This window comes from Rhizorhapis sp. SPR117 (assembly GCF_021742065.1).
Genome location: NZ_JAKKIE010000044.1, coordinates 1 through 14,685 on the forward strand (window position 1 = coordinate 1; position 14,685 = coordinate 14,685).

At 56.8% G+C, this 14,685-nt stretch carries 14 protein-coding genes, 1 tRNA gene and 1 pseudogene; 9 read left to right on the plus strand and 7 right to left on the minus strand.

Annotated features, from left to right (window positions below; all coding sequences use genetic code 11):
* Window positions 1-73: 73 nt before the first annotated feature.
* The 4 genes and pseudogenes from ligD to L3X40_RS15645 all read left to right on the plus strand — a co-directional run.
* A pseudogene (gene ligD / locus L3X40_RS15630) lies at window positions 74-529 on the plus strand (non-homologous end-joining DNA ligase LigD); the annotation flags it as partial.
* A gap of 268 nt (window positions 530-797) precedes the next feature.
* Window positions 798-1,067, plus strand: coding sequence for a hypothetical protein (locus L3X40_RS15635; RefSeq protein ID WP_237366408.1), 270 nt, complete (start codon window positions 798-800; stop codon window positions 1,065-1,067).
* A gap of 130 nt (window positions 1,068-1,197) precedes the next feature.
* Window positions 1,198-1,383, plus strand: a complete 186-nt coding sequence (locus L3X40_RS15640; RefSeq protein ID WP_237366409.1) for a DUF3008 family protein — start codon at window positions 1,198-1,200, stop codon at window positions 1,381-1,383.
* Between the two features lie 250 nt (window positions 1,384-1,633).
* Window positions 1,634-2,095 carry an MgtC/SapB family protein gene (locus tag L3X40_RS15645; protein WP_237366410.1) on the plus strand — a complete coding sequence of 154 codons (462 nt, stop codon included), beginning with the start codon at window positions 1,634-1,636 and terminating at the stop codon, window positions 2,093-2,095.
* A gap of 560 nt (window positions 2,096-2,655) precedes the next feature.
* Here the strand turns inward: L3X40_RS15645 and L3X40_RS15650 are convergent.
* The 3 genes from L3X40_RS15650 to L3X40_RS15660 form a co-directional block, all read right to left on the minus strand.
* A tRNA-Ala gene (locus L3X40_RS15650) sits at window positions 2,656-2,731 on the minus strand.
* Between the two features lie 144 nt (window positions 2,732-2,875).
* Entirely contained in the window at window positions 2,876-4,258 is a 1,383-nt protein-coding gene (locus tag L3X40_RS15655; protein ID WP_237366411.1) for a DEAD/DEAH box helicase, read from the minus strand.
* Between the two features lie 108 nt (window positions 4,259-4,366).
* Window positions 4,367-4,858 carry a hypothetical protein gene (locus L3X40_RS15660; protein WP_237366412.1) on the minus strand — a complete coding sequence of 164 codons (492 nt, stop codon included), beginning with the start codon at window positions 4,856-4,858 and terminating at the stop codon, window positions 4,367-4,369.
* Between the two features lie 101 nt (window positions 4,859-4,959).
* On the opposite strand from L3X40_RS15660, the gene L3X40_RS15665 reads away from it, so the two are divergent.
* Together L3X40_RS15665 and L3X40_RS15670 are read left to right on the plus strand one after the other, a co-directional pair.
* The gene (locus L3X40_RS15665; protein ID WP_445177199.1) at window positions 4,960-6,378 is read left to right on the plus strand and encodes an FAD-binding oxidoreductase; all 1,419 of its coding nucleotides are present in this window, start codon (window positions 4,960-4,962) and stop codon (window positions 6,376-6,378) included.
* A 72-nt stretch (window positions 6,379-6,450) separates the two neighbouring features.
* Window positions 6,451-7,251, plus strand: coding sequence for a SapC family protein (locus L3X40_RS15670; RefSeq protein ID WP_237366414.1), 801 nt, complete (start codon window positions 6,451-6,453; stop codon window positions 7,249-7,251).
* Window positions 7,252-7,461: 210 nt separating this feature from the next.
* On the opposite strand, the gene L3X40_RS15675 is transcribed toward L3X40_RS15670, so the two are convergent.
* Both L3X40_RS15675 and L3X40_RS15680 read right to left on the minus strand, forming a co-directional pair.
* Window positions 7,462-7,935, minus strand: coding sequence for an EF-hand domain-containing protein (locus L3X40_RS15675; protein WP_237366415.1), 474 nt, complete (start codon window positions 7,933-7,935; stop codon window positions 7,462-7,464).
* Window positions 7,935-8,618 (minus strand): hypothetical protein, encoded by a 684-nt coding sequence (locus tag L3X40_RS15680; RefSeq protein WP_237366416.1) that lies wholly within the window; start codon window positions 8,616-8,618, stop codon window positions 7,935-7,937. The genes L3X40_RS15675 and L3X40_RS15680 overlap by 1 nt, the downstream gene beginning before the upstream one ends.
* A 157-nt stretch (window positions 8,619-8,775) precedes the next feature.
* Here L3X40_RS15680 and L3X40_RS15685 point away from each other — a divergent pair, with 157 nt between their 5' ends.
* From L3X40_RS15685 to L3X40_RS15695, 3 genes are read left to right on the plus strand one after another with little or no spacing between them, the layout of a single operon-like run.
* Window positions 8,776-10,830, plus strand: a complete 2,055-nt coding sequence (locus tag L3X40_RS15685; RefSeq protein WP_237366417.1) for a pilus assembly protein TadG-related protein — start codon at window positions 8,776-8,778, stop codon at window positions 10,828-10,830.
* A gap of 14 nt (window positions 10,831-10,844) precedes the next feature.
* The gene (locus tag L3X40_RS15690; RefSeq protein WP_237366418.1) at window positions 10,845-11,444 is read left to right on the plus strand and encodes a TadE/TadG family type IV pilus assembly protein; all 600 of its coding nucleotides are present in this window, start codon (window positions 10,845-10,847) and stop codon (window positions 11,442-11,444) included.
* On the plus strand, window positions 11,441-12,121 hold the full coding sequence (locus tag L3X40_RS15695; protein ID WP_237366419.1) for a TadE/TadG family type IV pilus assembly protein: 681 nt from the start codon (window positions 11,441-11,443) through the stop codon (window positions 12,119-12,121). Before L3X40_RS15690 ends, L3X40_RS15695 begins: the two co-directional genes overlap by 4 nt.
* Before the next feature lie 85 nt (window positions 12,122-12,206).
* Here the strand turns inward: L3X40_RS15695 and L3X40_RS15700 are convergent, their stop codons facing one another.
* Together L3X40_RS15700 and pdhA are read right to left on the minus strand one after the other, a co-directional pair.
* Complete coding sequence (locus L3X40_RS15700; RefSeq protein WP_237366420.1) at window positions 12,207-13,601, minus strand: pyruvate dehydrogenase complex E1 component subunit beta; 1,395 nt, start codon at window positions 13,599-13,601, stop codon at window positions 12,207-12,209.
* Window positions 13,601-14,677 (minus strand): pyruvate dehydrogenase (acetyl-transferring) E1 component subunit alpha, encoded by a 1,077-nt coding sequence (gene pdhA, locus L3X40_RS15705; RefSeq protein WP_237366421.1) that lies wholly within the window; start codon window positions 14,675-14,677, stop codon window positions 13,601-13,603. The genes L3X40_RS15700 and pdhA overlap by 1 nt, the downstream gene beginning before the upstream one ends.
* Window positions 14,678-14,685 lie beyond the last annotated feature (8 nt).

Below are 14,685 nucleotides of genomic sequence, written 5' to 3' on the forward strand. Positions count from 1 at the left end.
ATCGGTCCGCTCCTTTCCTTCTTAAGCACCAACATCATAACCGATGCCGGGGAAAAGGGGCGGGCCATCCCATAAAGCCGCATTGGACCTCCGCAAGCATTTGTCGGATATGGGGCTTGTAAGCTTCCCCATGCTGACAGGCGGAAAGGGCATTCATGTCATCGTTCCGCTGGAACCACGGGCGGAGTGGCCGGAAGTCAAGGATTTCGCGCGATACTTTGCCTCTGCGCTTGCCGAGACCGAACCGGATCGGTTTACCGCCACCATGTCCAAGGCGAAGCGGAAGGGTCGCATTTTCATCGATTGGCTGCGCAACCAGAGGGGCGCGACAGCGGTGTTGCCCTACTGTGTACGCGCGCGCGAAGGCGGACCGGTCGCAGCGCCCATAGCATGGTCCGAAGTGCCGGATATAGAACGTCCCTCACAATATACCCTGCGCGACAAATCGCTCCTGACAGAGCGGGTAGCCAGTCGCACATTAAGAGGATGGGGCATTGCGCGTCAGGAGCTTCCCAAAATAGACAGTTAATTATCGGCACTCATTGGTAATACTGCTTACGCAACTCGATCCATGACAGAGTGATATAGGGAACGAACATTCCATTGGAACGTTGATAGACGCATATCTTTGAAGGAACATTCCGTTTTATTCTATATTTAGCGGAGTGAGGTTTTGACTGGTTCATTGACAGCCTGGGACAATGCCTTCGCCATTTTCATCACATGCCGCCATTAATCTTTGCACCATCCGGCAGCATGAAAAGGGCACGTCTCTATGACCTGATAAGGAGAGTTTTATGGAAAAGGAACATGTCACCGAACGCGTTGTCGAATCCCCTGTCGTGGTGGAGCGTAAAAGCGGCGGCCTTGGGGTAATTCTTGGCATCATATTAGTCGGAATTGCCGCTGTTGCCGTGTATTTCATAGCGACAGACAGCCGCAACAACAGCCGCGAAGCCACGGCAATCACTGGCGCTGCGGAGTCTGTCGGCGATGCCGCCCGCCAGGTCGGTGATGCAGCGCAAGATGCCAGCCAGCAACAGCAACAACGCGATAACACGCAGTAAAAGAGAGCGGGGGTCAGGCTCGACACGCAATTTCATGCTGCCGCCTGACCCCGCGCTTCATGAACAGGGAACAAGCCTTCCTCTGCTGCTTTGTCTCCTTCTCGACGCATAGAAACCGAGGAGAGCAACCATGCCTGCAAAATCGAAAGCACAGCAAATGGCCGCCGGTGCGGCGCTTGCCGCCAAACGTGGCGAGAAGAAGGTCGGCGAACTCAAAGGCGCATCCAAATCCATGTACAAGTCCATGGATGAAAAGGAGCTCGACAAGATGGCTTCAACAAAGCGCAAGGGGAAACCGAAGCACGCATCCAGTTAGGATGTCCATTATAGGAGTCTTGCCCGACCCTCGTGCTTGGAACGCGGCAATAGAGGTGATGAGATTAGTTTGAATTCCTATGCTCCGTTCGTCCCGAGCAAAGTCGAGGGACATAGGCCTGGTGCGAATGTGTCTCGACTTCGCTCGACACGAACGGAAATGGGCGAACCTAAAATCATCGCACTCTAATGCCGGACGATGGCCCTTACGGATTTATTCGACGTGAGTCTGGCCGCAAAACAGGAAGAGCATGATGGTCGGCGAGATCGGGAATGAAGAGCTCATATTGAGGCTATGTCTGGCTGCTGCATTTGGTGCCGCACTTGGCTTTGACCGTGAAATGCGCGGCTATGCGGCCGGTATTCGCACACACTCCATCGTGGCGCTGAGCGCCGCGGTGACGAGTATCTCGGCACTGATACTATATAACTCGCTTCTCGCCGAAGGATCCCACGCAGATCCCCTGCGCGTGATACAGGGTCTGGCTCAGGCGATCGGCTTTATCTGCGCCGGGCTTATTTTCGTCCGGCGCGGCGATGTCCGCAACATCACCACGGCTGCTAATCTCTGGATGGCGGCGGCGCTGGGCATTTCGGTGGGTCTTGGGCACTATGCGCTCGTCATCATTGCCGCCATCATAGCGCTTCTGCTTTTGACTGTTGTTCGAAAATTGGAGCACCGGTTCCTCCGCAATGAGGAAGATAAGAATTAAGCCTGTCTCACCACAGGCGACAACGATTAGCGGCGGCTTTCACCAAAACTCTTGCGGAAGTCGGACCCACACGATGGAATACGCCTCGCTCAGACCTGATTGGTTGGCCGAGCTCGCTTGTTGGCGGCTATGCATTTCGCATAGGCTCGCGCCATCTGTTCATGGGCCAACCGAGTTTCCTGGCAAGAAGTACTCCTGGCGCGAAGTAATTCAGCTTTGTATCGCTTGGTCATATCATGAATATTATTCATTTCGCTTTTCTTTTTCAGGCACCACGCCGTGATTGAAGCCATCCCGGAAGAGATGGCCAAAGCCTCATCCAAAACCAGATACGGGATTAATGGAATTCGACGGCAATTGTTCCTTTAACACGTCAAACGGCAGCACGGCAGCACGATAGCGCTGGAGAGGTATGAAAACGCGACCGGCCAGCTTTCCCATGGGACGTCGATCCAGTCAGACACCGCTGATCAGATGGTCACCTTGCGACTGGACGCAGAGCGGAGGCCATGTCGGAATAACAAGCCTGGAACCGATCCGGCGTTATTGGCCAGAAGAGATGGTGGAGCCGAGGGGAATCGAACCCCTGACCTCGTCATTGCGAACGACGCGCTCTCCCAACTGAGCTACGGCCCCGATGGGGCTCTATAAACATGGCGATTGAAGAGTTGCAACGCCTTTCTGAAACCGCAAAATTCAGCGGTGCCAATGTCAGAAAAAAGCTTGCAACTTGTCGTCAGGCGGGGTGCTGCTCCAATGCCTCATTCAACAAGCCACCGTCTATGCGTCAATCCCGAATGAAAGAAAATCGGGCATCGGACCATTCCAGCCATCATCAGGCCCCTCATCACGTGCGCTATCGCTGCGGCTTGGTGATTGCGGTTTATCGGCAGGTCGTGTTTTTTGTGCGGCCACGGGTTCAGGCTGGCGCTCGCCGGTTTCGGCCTGAGAGGTTTTACCTTTGGCTGCGCCCGGCTTGGCTTCGCTGGTCTTAGCCTTTCCGGCAGACTTCTTTGCCCGAACCGGCTGTTCGTCCGTTTCCGGCAATTCCGCATTGCCAACCCGCTGAATTTTTATGCCGGTCAGCTTTTCGATACCCGCAATCGCTTCCGCATCATCCTTTGTTGCAAAGGTGAACGCTGTTCCCGTCGCCCCTGCCCGGCCAGTGCGGCCGATGCGGTGGATATAATCGTCAGGATGCCATGGCGCATCGAAGTTGAAGACGTGGGACACGCCCTTTACGTCCAGCCCGCGCGCGGCAACGTCGGATGCGACAAGGATGTTTATATCGCCGTTTTTGAACCGGTCGAGTTCGGCGATGCGAGAGCCCTGATCCATGTCACCGTGAATTTCACCCGCCGCATAACCTGTGCGCTGCAGGCTTTTCGCCAGATCGCGCACCGCAGTCTTGCGATTGCAAAAGATGATGGCGGTTTTAACTTTCTCACTTTCCAGCAGACTGCACAATTTATCGCGCTTTTTGCGTGCATCGACAGGGACCAGCCATTGCGTGATGGATGTATTGGCGGTCGCGGGGCGCGAGACCTCTATATGCTTGGGGTTGCTCAGAAATCTGTCGGAAAGCTTCTTGATAGGCGGCGGCATGGTCGCCGAAAACAGCAAAGTTTGTCGATTGGCAGGCAATTTGGTGCAGATTTCCTCGATGTCCGGGATAAAGCCCATGTCGAGCATTCGATCAGCTTCATCGATCACCAACAGATTGCACCCGGTCAGCAATATATTGCCGCGACCGAACAGATCCATGAGGCGTCCTGGCGTAGCGATCAAGACATCGACGCCCTTTTCCAGTGCCTTCACCTGATCCCCCATGGACACGCCGCCAATCAGCAGCGCCATGGAGAGTTTGTGATATTTGCCGTATTTTTCGAAATTCTCAGCTACCTGCGCGGCGAGTTCGCGGGTTGGTTCAAGGATCAGGGAGCGCGGCATGCGCGCACGGCTGCGGCCTTCGGCAAGAATATCGATCATCGGCAAAACAAAGCTGGCGGTCTTGCCGGTGCCCGTCTGGGCAATGCCGATCAGATCCCTCATCATCAGCACGGACGGTATGGCCTGCGCCTGAATCGGAGTCGGCTCATCATAGCCGGCCTCATGGACCGCTTTCAGCAATTCTTCTGATAGGCCGAGATCGGCAAAATTCATAATCTGTCCGGAAAAACAGAGGCCCACATGATGCGCACCTCAATAGCGCGCGGCCATGCGCAAGATCGGGCTGAATGTCAAGAATTTCCGCTTTTGGAGCGGCAAATCCTATTCCTCCGCGACCAGCTTCCTGAACTTTTCAATCTCGCACATCGCGCCATTGCGGGCGTGGATCATATCCCGATCGGCACATAGTCGATCATCTTTCGTCGGTTCCATGTAAAAGCCCGAATAGAAATCCACCGAACGGCATTCATCGTTCAATCTTGCGCGAACCCGTCTCTGATCGCTGAGGATCAGGTCGACACTATCGTCCCGCGTAATAGCGGCGCCCACAATGGCTTTCATGGGAACGCAGCGGTTTGCTTTCTTTTCCTTCCATTCGATTTCAGCCTGGGGCGGCGGTCCGGATCGTCGCGTTACCAGCGTTGGCACGCGGATGATGATCCGACGTTCGATAATCAGCTGCGCATATTGGGTGCCGCCCATGGCGAACGCATCCGCGCGCCGTGGCGCGATACCTTCTGCCGCCGCCTCGGGCGTGACCAACAACAAAAGAAAAACAACCGACAGCAAGCCAAACCCCTTTTGAAGTCTCATGGCTTATATCCGCCCATTTGAACAATGGATTAATCCATCGGGTCCGACTGGAATTATTCACTGCATTTGCGCATATAGCATCAATGATCACGGATACATGCATGAACGGCTTTCGCACCATATTGGGCGAACGCGGTGTTATCGAGGATGCCGACGACATTGATCCATGGGTCCATGACTGGCGTGGCCGCTATCATGGCGCGTCGCGGGCGATCCTGTCGCCCGCGACGACACATGAAGTTGCGGTGGTCGTAATGCTCGCCAACGAAATGGGGGTGCCACTCGTCCCGCAAGGCGGCAACACGTCTATGGTCGGCGGAGCGACACCGCCGCCGGACGGCAGCGCACTCATTCTTTCGCTGCGGCGCATGAACTCTATCCGGTCAATTTCGGCGCAGGACAATCTCGCCGTTTGTGAAGCGGGCGTGATCCTGTCCAACCTGCACGACGCGGCGCAAGCAATCGACCGCCGCTTTCCGCTGAGTCTGGGCGCGAAGGGGTCCGCGACCATCGGCGGCCTGATTTCCACCAATGCAGGAGGAACACAGGTGCTGCGCCACGGCACAATGCGCGCGCTGGTTGAAGGGATAGAGGCCGTCCTTCCCGACGGCAGCATTCATCACGGTCTCGACGCGCTGAAGAAAGACAATCGCGGCTATGACATCAAACAACTGCTGATCGGGGCGGAGGGCACGATCGGCATTGTCACAGCGGGCAGTCTGCGCTTGGTCCCGTCCATTGCCGACCGGGCCGTGGGTTGGGCCTGTGTCGCATCGCCTCAGGATGCACTCGCTTTGCTGCGCCACGCCGAACGAACCATTGGCAATGTGGTGGAAGGGTTTGAAATTCTGGGAGACGATACGCTTGCAGCAGCGCTCAATCTCCTTCCGGGCGCGCGTTGTCCCACACAAACGCGTGCAGCATGGTATGTGCTGGTTGAAGTAGATCTCGACGCGGTCGGCGGTCCTTCGGCGTATGAGCGGCTGGAATCCGCTCTCGCCACCGCTTTTGAGAAAGGGATTGTGACTGATGCCGTGATCGCCGCGAATGAGGCGCAGGCAGAACAATTCTGGCGTATCCGCGAATCCCTGTCGGCAGCGGAACGTTCGCTTGGTCCTGCGCTGCAATTCGACATCAGCGTGCCGGTCGCATCCATGCCGGCCTTCATGATTGATGCGGCGCAAGCGGCAGAACAGCAATTTCCCGGCACGACCACCAGCAGCTTTGGTCATTTGGGCGATGGAAACGTCCATTTCCACGTCCGCGCTCCTGCGGGAACCGATGGTCCGTCATGGATCGCCCAAACTGGTCCAATAATCAGCGCCTATGTCCATGATCGGGTCGTGGCGGCAGGGGGATCGATTTCGGCTGAGCATGGCATTGGCCAGATGAAACGCGCCGAACTGGGTCGCCTCGCTTCCCCCGCGCAAATCCATGCATTGCGAGCGATCAAGGCCGCTTTTGATCCCGGCGGCATCATGAATCCGGGAAAGCTGATCCCCCTTGCGTCGGAAGCATGAGGTAATTACTGCGCAAACCACATCTTTCGCGGCAGCATCTGAAAAATAGCCCGCACGCTCAGGAGAATGAACATGGCCAGCGCGCCTCAAGCCAATAGTCTGCCGATTTTCTATAACGATCTTGTTCCGCTCAATAGCAACGAACATGGCGGATGGCGGACAAGGCAGGTCGATTCGGCGCCGCATTTTGCCAAGCAACATGCCGTGCCGCTGACCATCGATGAATTCGTGCAGGCCCAGCGCTTTCTGCCCATCATATTTTCTGCAGGGACAAGCCCGGTTCCACTGGCGCTCCTGGGACTGAACGAGGGCGTCAACACCTTTACCGATGACGAGGGCAAGCTGCGTGGGCCGGCCTATATTCCCGCCTATGTCCGCCGTTATCCTTTCATGCTGGCAAAACTGCGCCCGGACACGGATGAACTGTCACTATGTTTCGATCCGACATCGGATGTTATCGGCGCGCATGACGAGGGCGATCCGCTGTTCGAAGAGGGCAGGCCTTCGCAAGTAACGCAGAACATTCTGGGTTTTTGCGAACAATTCGAACAGGCCGCCCAGCGCACGTCGCAGTTCATGGACGAACTCAAATCGCTCGACCTGCTGATGGACGGTGAAGTAGCGATCCAGGTGCCCGACAACGACCAGCCCTTCGTCTATCGCGGCTTTCAGATGGTGAACGAGGAAAAGCTGCGCGACATGCGCGGCGATCAACTTCGCAAAATCAATCAAAATGGCATGTTGCCCCTCATCCACGCTCATCTTTTCTCGCTGCAGTTGATGCGGGATCTGTTTGCGCATCAGATCGAACAGGGCAAAATGCCCAATGCGTCTGCGCCGCAAGCGCCGGAAACCGCGAATTTAGACGCCTGACAAGAATATCCCCATACTTTCTGGTACGATTTTTTTGCCAAAAACACTTTCGGTGCTTGAAACCGGACCCCCACTACCCTAATTTACAACTATGCAGTTGCTCGTCCCCCTTTCGAGTAGCTGCATGGATGCCTCCCTTGGGAGGCGTCTCCTCCCTGAACCTTGGCCACCCCGTGCTTGCATGGGGTGGTTTTTTTATCATGTGCTACGTTAGCACTTACATTTCGGCTTGGTCCTGCGTTTCGGCGCGGTTGTGGCGAATTCAGGCGGAGTAAGTTTGCCGTTCGCATCGCCATCGGCGCTTGCGAACCTGTCGGATGTCGTCACCGCCCACTCCTCGAACGACAGCAGATTATTGCCGTCTGTGTCGAGCTTGCGGAATGCCTTTGTACGACTCGACAGCATTTCCGTTCGGGTGATGATCCCATCCCTGTTGCTGTCATAGCGGTCGAAACGCTTTTGTTCGCGCGTTTGCGCGGTGGCGCTGGCGGGCATTGGTGGCGGCTTGCCGATCTGGCCGGGTGCAGCAACTGGTAGCTCCTGCGCCCTTACAACAACTGGTGGAGGCGCAGCCGGAATAATCAGTTCGTCGCCTTGCGCATGACTTTGCCACCAGAACAGACCCGCACCCATAAAAAACAGCGCGCAAGCCCCGCCCGCTAAAAACCGCCCCGTCCTCGCCATCACGCTTCGCCTTTCCTCCGCCGCAGGCCCAGCCACAACAGCTGCCTGTATTGCCGCCAGTTCATCCGGGCTGGAGCCGTTCGATTGTTTTCCACATCCCGTCGAACCAACCCCGACAATATTTTCAGTGGTGCAAGCGTATCAGGCCAGCCTCGCACCGGCACATCGGCAAGACATTCCCGCGCCAGCGCCACAGAACGCCTCGCCATGTCGCTGTCGCTCACATGCCCGGACAAATCCCACAGCGCCCAACCCATGCCAGCCTGCGACAGCCAAGGCGGATATGGACCGGAAAGCTGCCCGATTGTCCGATACAGTCCGCCACCACGATGTTCGGCAAAGCGGACAAGCTGCCAGTCGCTCAAAGGCAGCGGCTCCAAAAGAACCTCCCACCCTTCGATCGCCTCCAACAATCCGGCGGCACCGGCATTGGGAAGCACCCTCGCACGCAAAGCATCCATCAGGGGATCGCCAACGCCTGCCGCCTCTTTCTCACCCGAAAGCGCCTCGCGCCACCAAGCAAAGCGGATTTGACCGAGCATGGGTTCATAGGTCGAACGCACGATTTCCGCCATCCGCATATCGAACGCCCATAATATTTGCTGCTCCTCCCGCATTTTTTTTGGGGCGTAAGCGGTCAGCAGGCGCTGCAAGGGTGGAATTTCCATAATGAAGTCAGTCACCTGCCGGAAAATCCCGCACTCCGCAAAGAGGAAATGATTAACGCGCTGTTATCCATAAGCATACGCCACCAGCTAACCATTCGCAGTGCATAAGGAAAGCGGGACTATGCCCTGGGTGGGGGCAATACGCGCAACGCGCATTGGATTGAGGCAGTCTATGACCACGGACACGGGGGTTTCAAAGGGATTTCTGGCGCGCTTGCTGCGCAACCAGGCGGGTAATACGCTGGCGATCGTGGCGGCGGCGATTTTTCCCATGCTTGGACTGATCGGCGGCGGCATCGATATGAGCCGCATCTACCTTGTCAAGGCGCGCATGCAGCAGGCCTGTGACGCTGGCGCGCTGGCTGGCCGCAAACAAATGGGCGGCGGTTCATGGACCGCAAACAGCAACAAGGCAAATGCAGCCGCAGTCAACATGTTCAACGCCAATTTTGCCGCGAATTCCTACGGTACTACGGGCGGCACACCCGCCTTTGTTGAAAGTTCGGGCAAGGTCACGGGTACAGTGTCGGCACAGGTGCCAATGACCGTGATGAAAATATTTGGTCAAGAGACGCGGACGATCAGCATTACATGCGATGCAGAAATGCGTATTCCCAACACGGATGTCATGTTCGTGCTAGACGTCACCGGATCGATGGCGCAAACTAATACAGGCGACACCGACACCAAAATCAATGGCCTGAAAAAGGCCGTGAAGTGCTTTTACGAAGCACTAGCGAAAATTGACATCAGCAATGCCGACTGCGGCAGCACGCCCAGCGGCGGCAACAGTGCGTCGGTGCAATTGCGATTTGGCTTTGTGCCCTATGCAACCAATGTCAACGTCGGCCATTTGCTGCACAACGACTGGATGGCCGACCAATGGACCTACCAGTCGCGCGAAGCCCAACTTACACTGCAGGATGTCGTTACCGGCTACGCTCAGGGCACCCCCACGGTCCACGATACCGACGAAAGCAACAATAGTGACTGGTCGAGCTATGGCTCATATGACGGCAACACCTTTTATGGCGTAAAGAGCAAGGACGCCTGCGACGATCTAGCGTCCGAGCAGCCCCAATATGTCAGCAACGGTGCCGAAAGTGCGCCCCGCGATGAAGGCAGCTGGAACAGCGGCGGCAACTTGATCGTCCGATGGTATACGGACCAACCGGCTGATCGCTATCAATATCGCAGGGATTCCTATTCGAAAAAAACCGATATCTGCGTTCTGGAACGCCGCCACCGCAACACCACCATCACCCGCGAATATCGCCGCACCGACACGCCCACTTACGGGCAGGAATATGCATTCAGCAACTGGATCTACAAGCCTGTGGCGTGGACCATCAGCAGCCTGAAAAATGGCGGCAGCAGCTGGAACAGCACCGTTACGCTCCCCATCGGTTCGGATGGAAGCAACACGACGCTCACCTGGGATGGATGCATTGAAGAGCGGCAGACCTGGCGGAATACCGACGGGAGTCCATCGGACGATTACAGTCCGATCCCCGCATCTGCGCACGACCTCAACATTGATTTGGTACCCACGACCGGCGATCCGGCAACACAATGGGGACCAGCCTTCCCCTATGCCGTTTGGGGACGCGAATCCTCCGGCAGCAAATCCTACGCCAATGTCACAACTTCCAGCAACAGCATGGACCGCAACTGGAGTTATAGCTGCCCGACAGCCTCCAGCAATTTGACGGAATATTCAACCTCGACCGCCTTCCGCGATTATGTCGATGGCTTGTCCACAGGCGGCAATACCTATCATGACATTGGCTTGCTTTGGGGCGCGCGTCTGATGTCGCCCACGGGCCTGTTCGCGAGTGATAACGCCTTCACGCCCGAAGGCGGCCAAATCGAACGCCACATGATCTTCATGACCGACGGCGATACGGTGACGAGCACCACCAATTTGGCGGCCTACGGACTGTCATGGTGGGATCGCAGGCAGACAGATACCAGCTATGCGCCCACCACCACTTTGCTGGATGCGACCGTGAACGCACGAACCGAATCCCTGTGTACAGCCATCAAGAACAAGAACATCACACTGTGGGTCATTTCCTTCGGCAGCGGCGTCAGTTCATCCGCTCAGACGCGCCTGCAGAATTGCGCTTCTTCCGGCCGTTTCTACTCGGCGGCGGACAGCGCCGCGCTGATTGCCAATTTCCAGTCGATCGCCAATGAAATTTCTCAGTTGAGACTGACCAAATGATACAGGCTCCTACAATGTGCCAGCGTTTCGCAAAGGACCAGAGCGGCATAACCGCCACTGAGTTCGGGCTGATTGCGCCGGTGTTCATATTATTGCTGATGGGCACGCTCGATATGGGGCACACGCTTTACATGCAAAGCGTGCTGCAGGGTGTGGTTCAGAAGACGGCGCGCGATGCGACGCTGGAATCGAGCAGCGAAGCCGCCAAGCAGGCTGAACTCGACGCAATGGTAACGAACAATGTGCTGAACCTTGCCAAGAACGCGACGGTCACCATTTCCCGCCGTTATTTCAAGGACTTTACCAAAGCAGCGCAATCCGTGGCCGAACCATTTACCGATACTAACGGCAACGGAATATGCGACGCCGGTGAACCCTATCAGGATAATAACAACAACAGCAGTTGGGACAAGGATGGCGGCGATGCGGGTCAGGGCGGCGCAAAGGATGCTGTGCTCTATACGGCCGATGTTTCCTATCCTCGCCTGTTCCCGATGCATGGGCTGATGGGGCTACCTGCAACTGCGGAGGTCCAGGCAACCACCGTACTGGCGAACCAGCCTTATGGCGACCAGGCGCAATATGGTGCCGCTACACTAAGGAATTGCGCATGACGGCGGCTATCGTTCCAGCCTGGGCAAGGCGTTTCACCACTTCCCTGGGCGCATGCCGCAGCGGCGTTGCGATGGTTGAATTTGCACTATGCCTGCCATTCGTCGTCACCTTCGCAATGTCGGGTGTGGAACTGACCAATTTCACGACAACCAAAATGCGGATGAGCCAAATAGCTTTGCACGTGGCTGATAACGCCTCACGCATTGGCACAGGTACATTGCTCTCCAGCAAACAGATCAGCGAAGCACAGATCAATGACCTGCTCACTGGCGCTGGACTGCAGGCGGGTCAGCTTGATCTTTATACCAATGGTCGCGTTATACTCACCAGCCTGGAGCCCGTCGCCAATCCCAACACGACAAGCGAGTTCAAGATTCGCTGGCAGCGCTGCAGGGGCGCAAAAAACTGGCCGTCCAGTTATGGGGACCAAGGCGATACGGATCTGGACGGCATTACAGCGAACGGGCAACTCATCACCGCCCCGGATGACGGAGCGGTGATGTTCGTGGAAGTGTCCTATACATATCAGCCTTTGGTCACGTCGGTATTCGTGCCCAAGACCGAAATTGTCGAGATTGGCGCAATGACTGTGCGCGACGCCCGTGACATGGCCGGTCCCACAGGTGGCGTCGGCATCTACAACGCCGAAAATGTTACTGCATCCACCTGCGCCTGAATGTACCCCGGCGAGGGCCGGGGTCCAAGGCAACAGGACGCCCCGCTCGCGGCTCTGGACCCCGGCCTTCGCCGGGGTACGAACCCTACCGGTAACAGACCTTCTTCACCGCCTCGATAACCTTGGCGCTGTTGACGATGGCCAGTTTTTCCAGATTGGCGGCATAGGGTAATGGCACGTCCTCGTTCGTTACGCGCATCACCGGGGCGTCGAGCCAGTCGAAGCCTTCCTCCATGCAGATGGCGGAAATTTCGCTGGAGATCGAGCAACCCGACCAGCCTTCTTCCACCACCACCATGCGGTTGGTCTTTTTCAGGCTTTCCAGCACCGTTTCCTTGTCGAGCGGGCGCAATGTGCGCAGGTCGATGACTTCCGCGTCGATGCCATCGCCTGCCAGCTTCTCGGCGGCTTCGAGCGCAAGGCCGACACCGATGGAATAGCTGACCAGCGTCACGTCCTTGCCCGGCTTCACGATCCGCGCCTTGCCAATCGGCAGGACATGATCGTCAAGCTTGGGCACTTCAAAGGTGCGGCCGTAAAGCAGCTCGTTTTCCAGGAACACGACAGGGTCCTGACTACGGATCGCGGCTTTCAGCAAGCCCTTTGCATCCGATGCATCATAGGGCGAAATGACGACCAGACCGGGAACGGCGGCATACCAGGGAGCGTAGTTCTGGCTATGCTGCGCGCCGACGCGGGACGCCGCGCCGTTTGGACCGCGAAAGACAATGGGGCAGCGCATCTGACCACCCGACATATAATTGGTCTTGGCTGCCGAATTGATGATGTGATCGATCGCCTGCATGGCGAAATTGAACGTCATGAACTCGATCACCGGGCGCAAACCACCCATGGCCGCGCCTGTCCCGACACCGGCAAAACCATATTCGGTGATCGGCGTGTCAATGACGCGCTTGTCCCCAAATTCTTCGAGCAGGCCCTGCGTCACCTTGTACGCGCCCTGATATTCAGCGACTTCCTCGCCCATCACAAAAACGCGATCATCGGCGCGCATTTCCTCCGCCATCGCATCGCGTAACGCTTCACGAACGGTCTGGGTAACGAACTCCGTGCCTTCGGGAATATTCGGGTCGGCCACGCTTGCCCGTGTTTTGGTCACAAGTTGGGCCGTGCCCGTCTCCGCCTTCTTCGGCGCTTCCTCGGCGGGCACAGCCTTCGCCTCGGCCTTTGGAGTTTCGGCCGGGGCCGGAGCGTCAACAGGTGCTTCGCTCTCGCCGTCCTCGCCCGATATGGTGGCGATAACCGTTCCGACCTTCACATTATCCGTACCTTCGGGCACCAATATCTTCGAAATCACGCCTTCGTCGATCGATTCGAATTCCATCGTCGCCTTGTCGGTTTCGATTTCCGCCAATATATCGCCAGAGGATATCTCATCCCCTTCCTTCACCAGCCATTTGGCCAGCGTGCCTTCTTCCATCGTGGGCGAGAGTGCCGGCATTTTCAGTTCTATTGCCATCAATATTGCTCCACCAGCACTTCGGTATAGAGTTCGGAGGGGTCGGGTTCAGGTGAGCTTTCGCCAAAATCCGCCGCGTCAGCCACGATCTTGCGGATTTCCTTTTCCAGCGCTTTCAGTTCCTCGTCGGAAACGCCAGCCTCATTCAGCGCTGGTTTCAGCCCTTCGATGGGATCGGATTTGTCGCGCATCGACTGCACTTCTTCACGCGAGCGGTATTTCGCCGGATCGGACATGGAATGGCCGCGATAACGATAGGTCTTGAGCTCCAGCAATACCGGCCCCTTGCCCGCGCGCACCCATTTCAGCGCCGATTCGGCCGCGCCGCGCACGGCAAGCACATCCATGCCGTTCACCTGGATGCCCGGAATGCGAAAGCTTTCACCGCGCCGGTAAAGCTGATCTTCCGCCGATGAACGGTTGACCGAGGTGCCCATGGCATACTGGTTGTTCTCGATCACGAAAATGATCGGGAGCTTCCACAGCTCCGCCATGTTGAAGCTCTCATAGACCTGGCCCTGATTGGCCGCCCCGTCACCGAAATAGGCGACGCAGACACCGCCATCGTCCTTGTACTTGTGCGAAAAGCCGAGGCCCGTACCAAGCGACACCTGCGCGCCGACGATGCCATGGCCGCCATAAAAGCCATGTTCGACCGAGAACATGTGCATCGATCCGCCCTTGCCTTTTGAAATACCGGCTCCACGCCCGGTAAGCTCAGCCATGATGAGTTTGGGGTCTATGCCATAGGCCAGCATATGACCGTGATCGCGATAGCCGGTGATGACGCTGTCCTTGCCGACCGTGAGCGAAGACTGAAGCCCCACCGCAACGGCTTCCTGTCCGATATAAAGGTGACAAAAACCACCAATCAGCCCCAAGCCGTATAGCTGACCCGCTTTTTCCTCGAAACGACGGATAAGCAACATCTGCCGATAAAATTCGAGCAGTTCCTCCTTGCTTGCCTTGTAATCTATCGGATCGTCAGGTCGTTCGCGGTTGGGTATCGCGGGGGAAGCGGTTTTCCTGGCCGGAGCCCGGCCTTTGGTTGTTCGCGGGGATGAAGCTTTGGCCAAGGATTAAT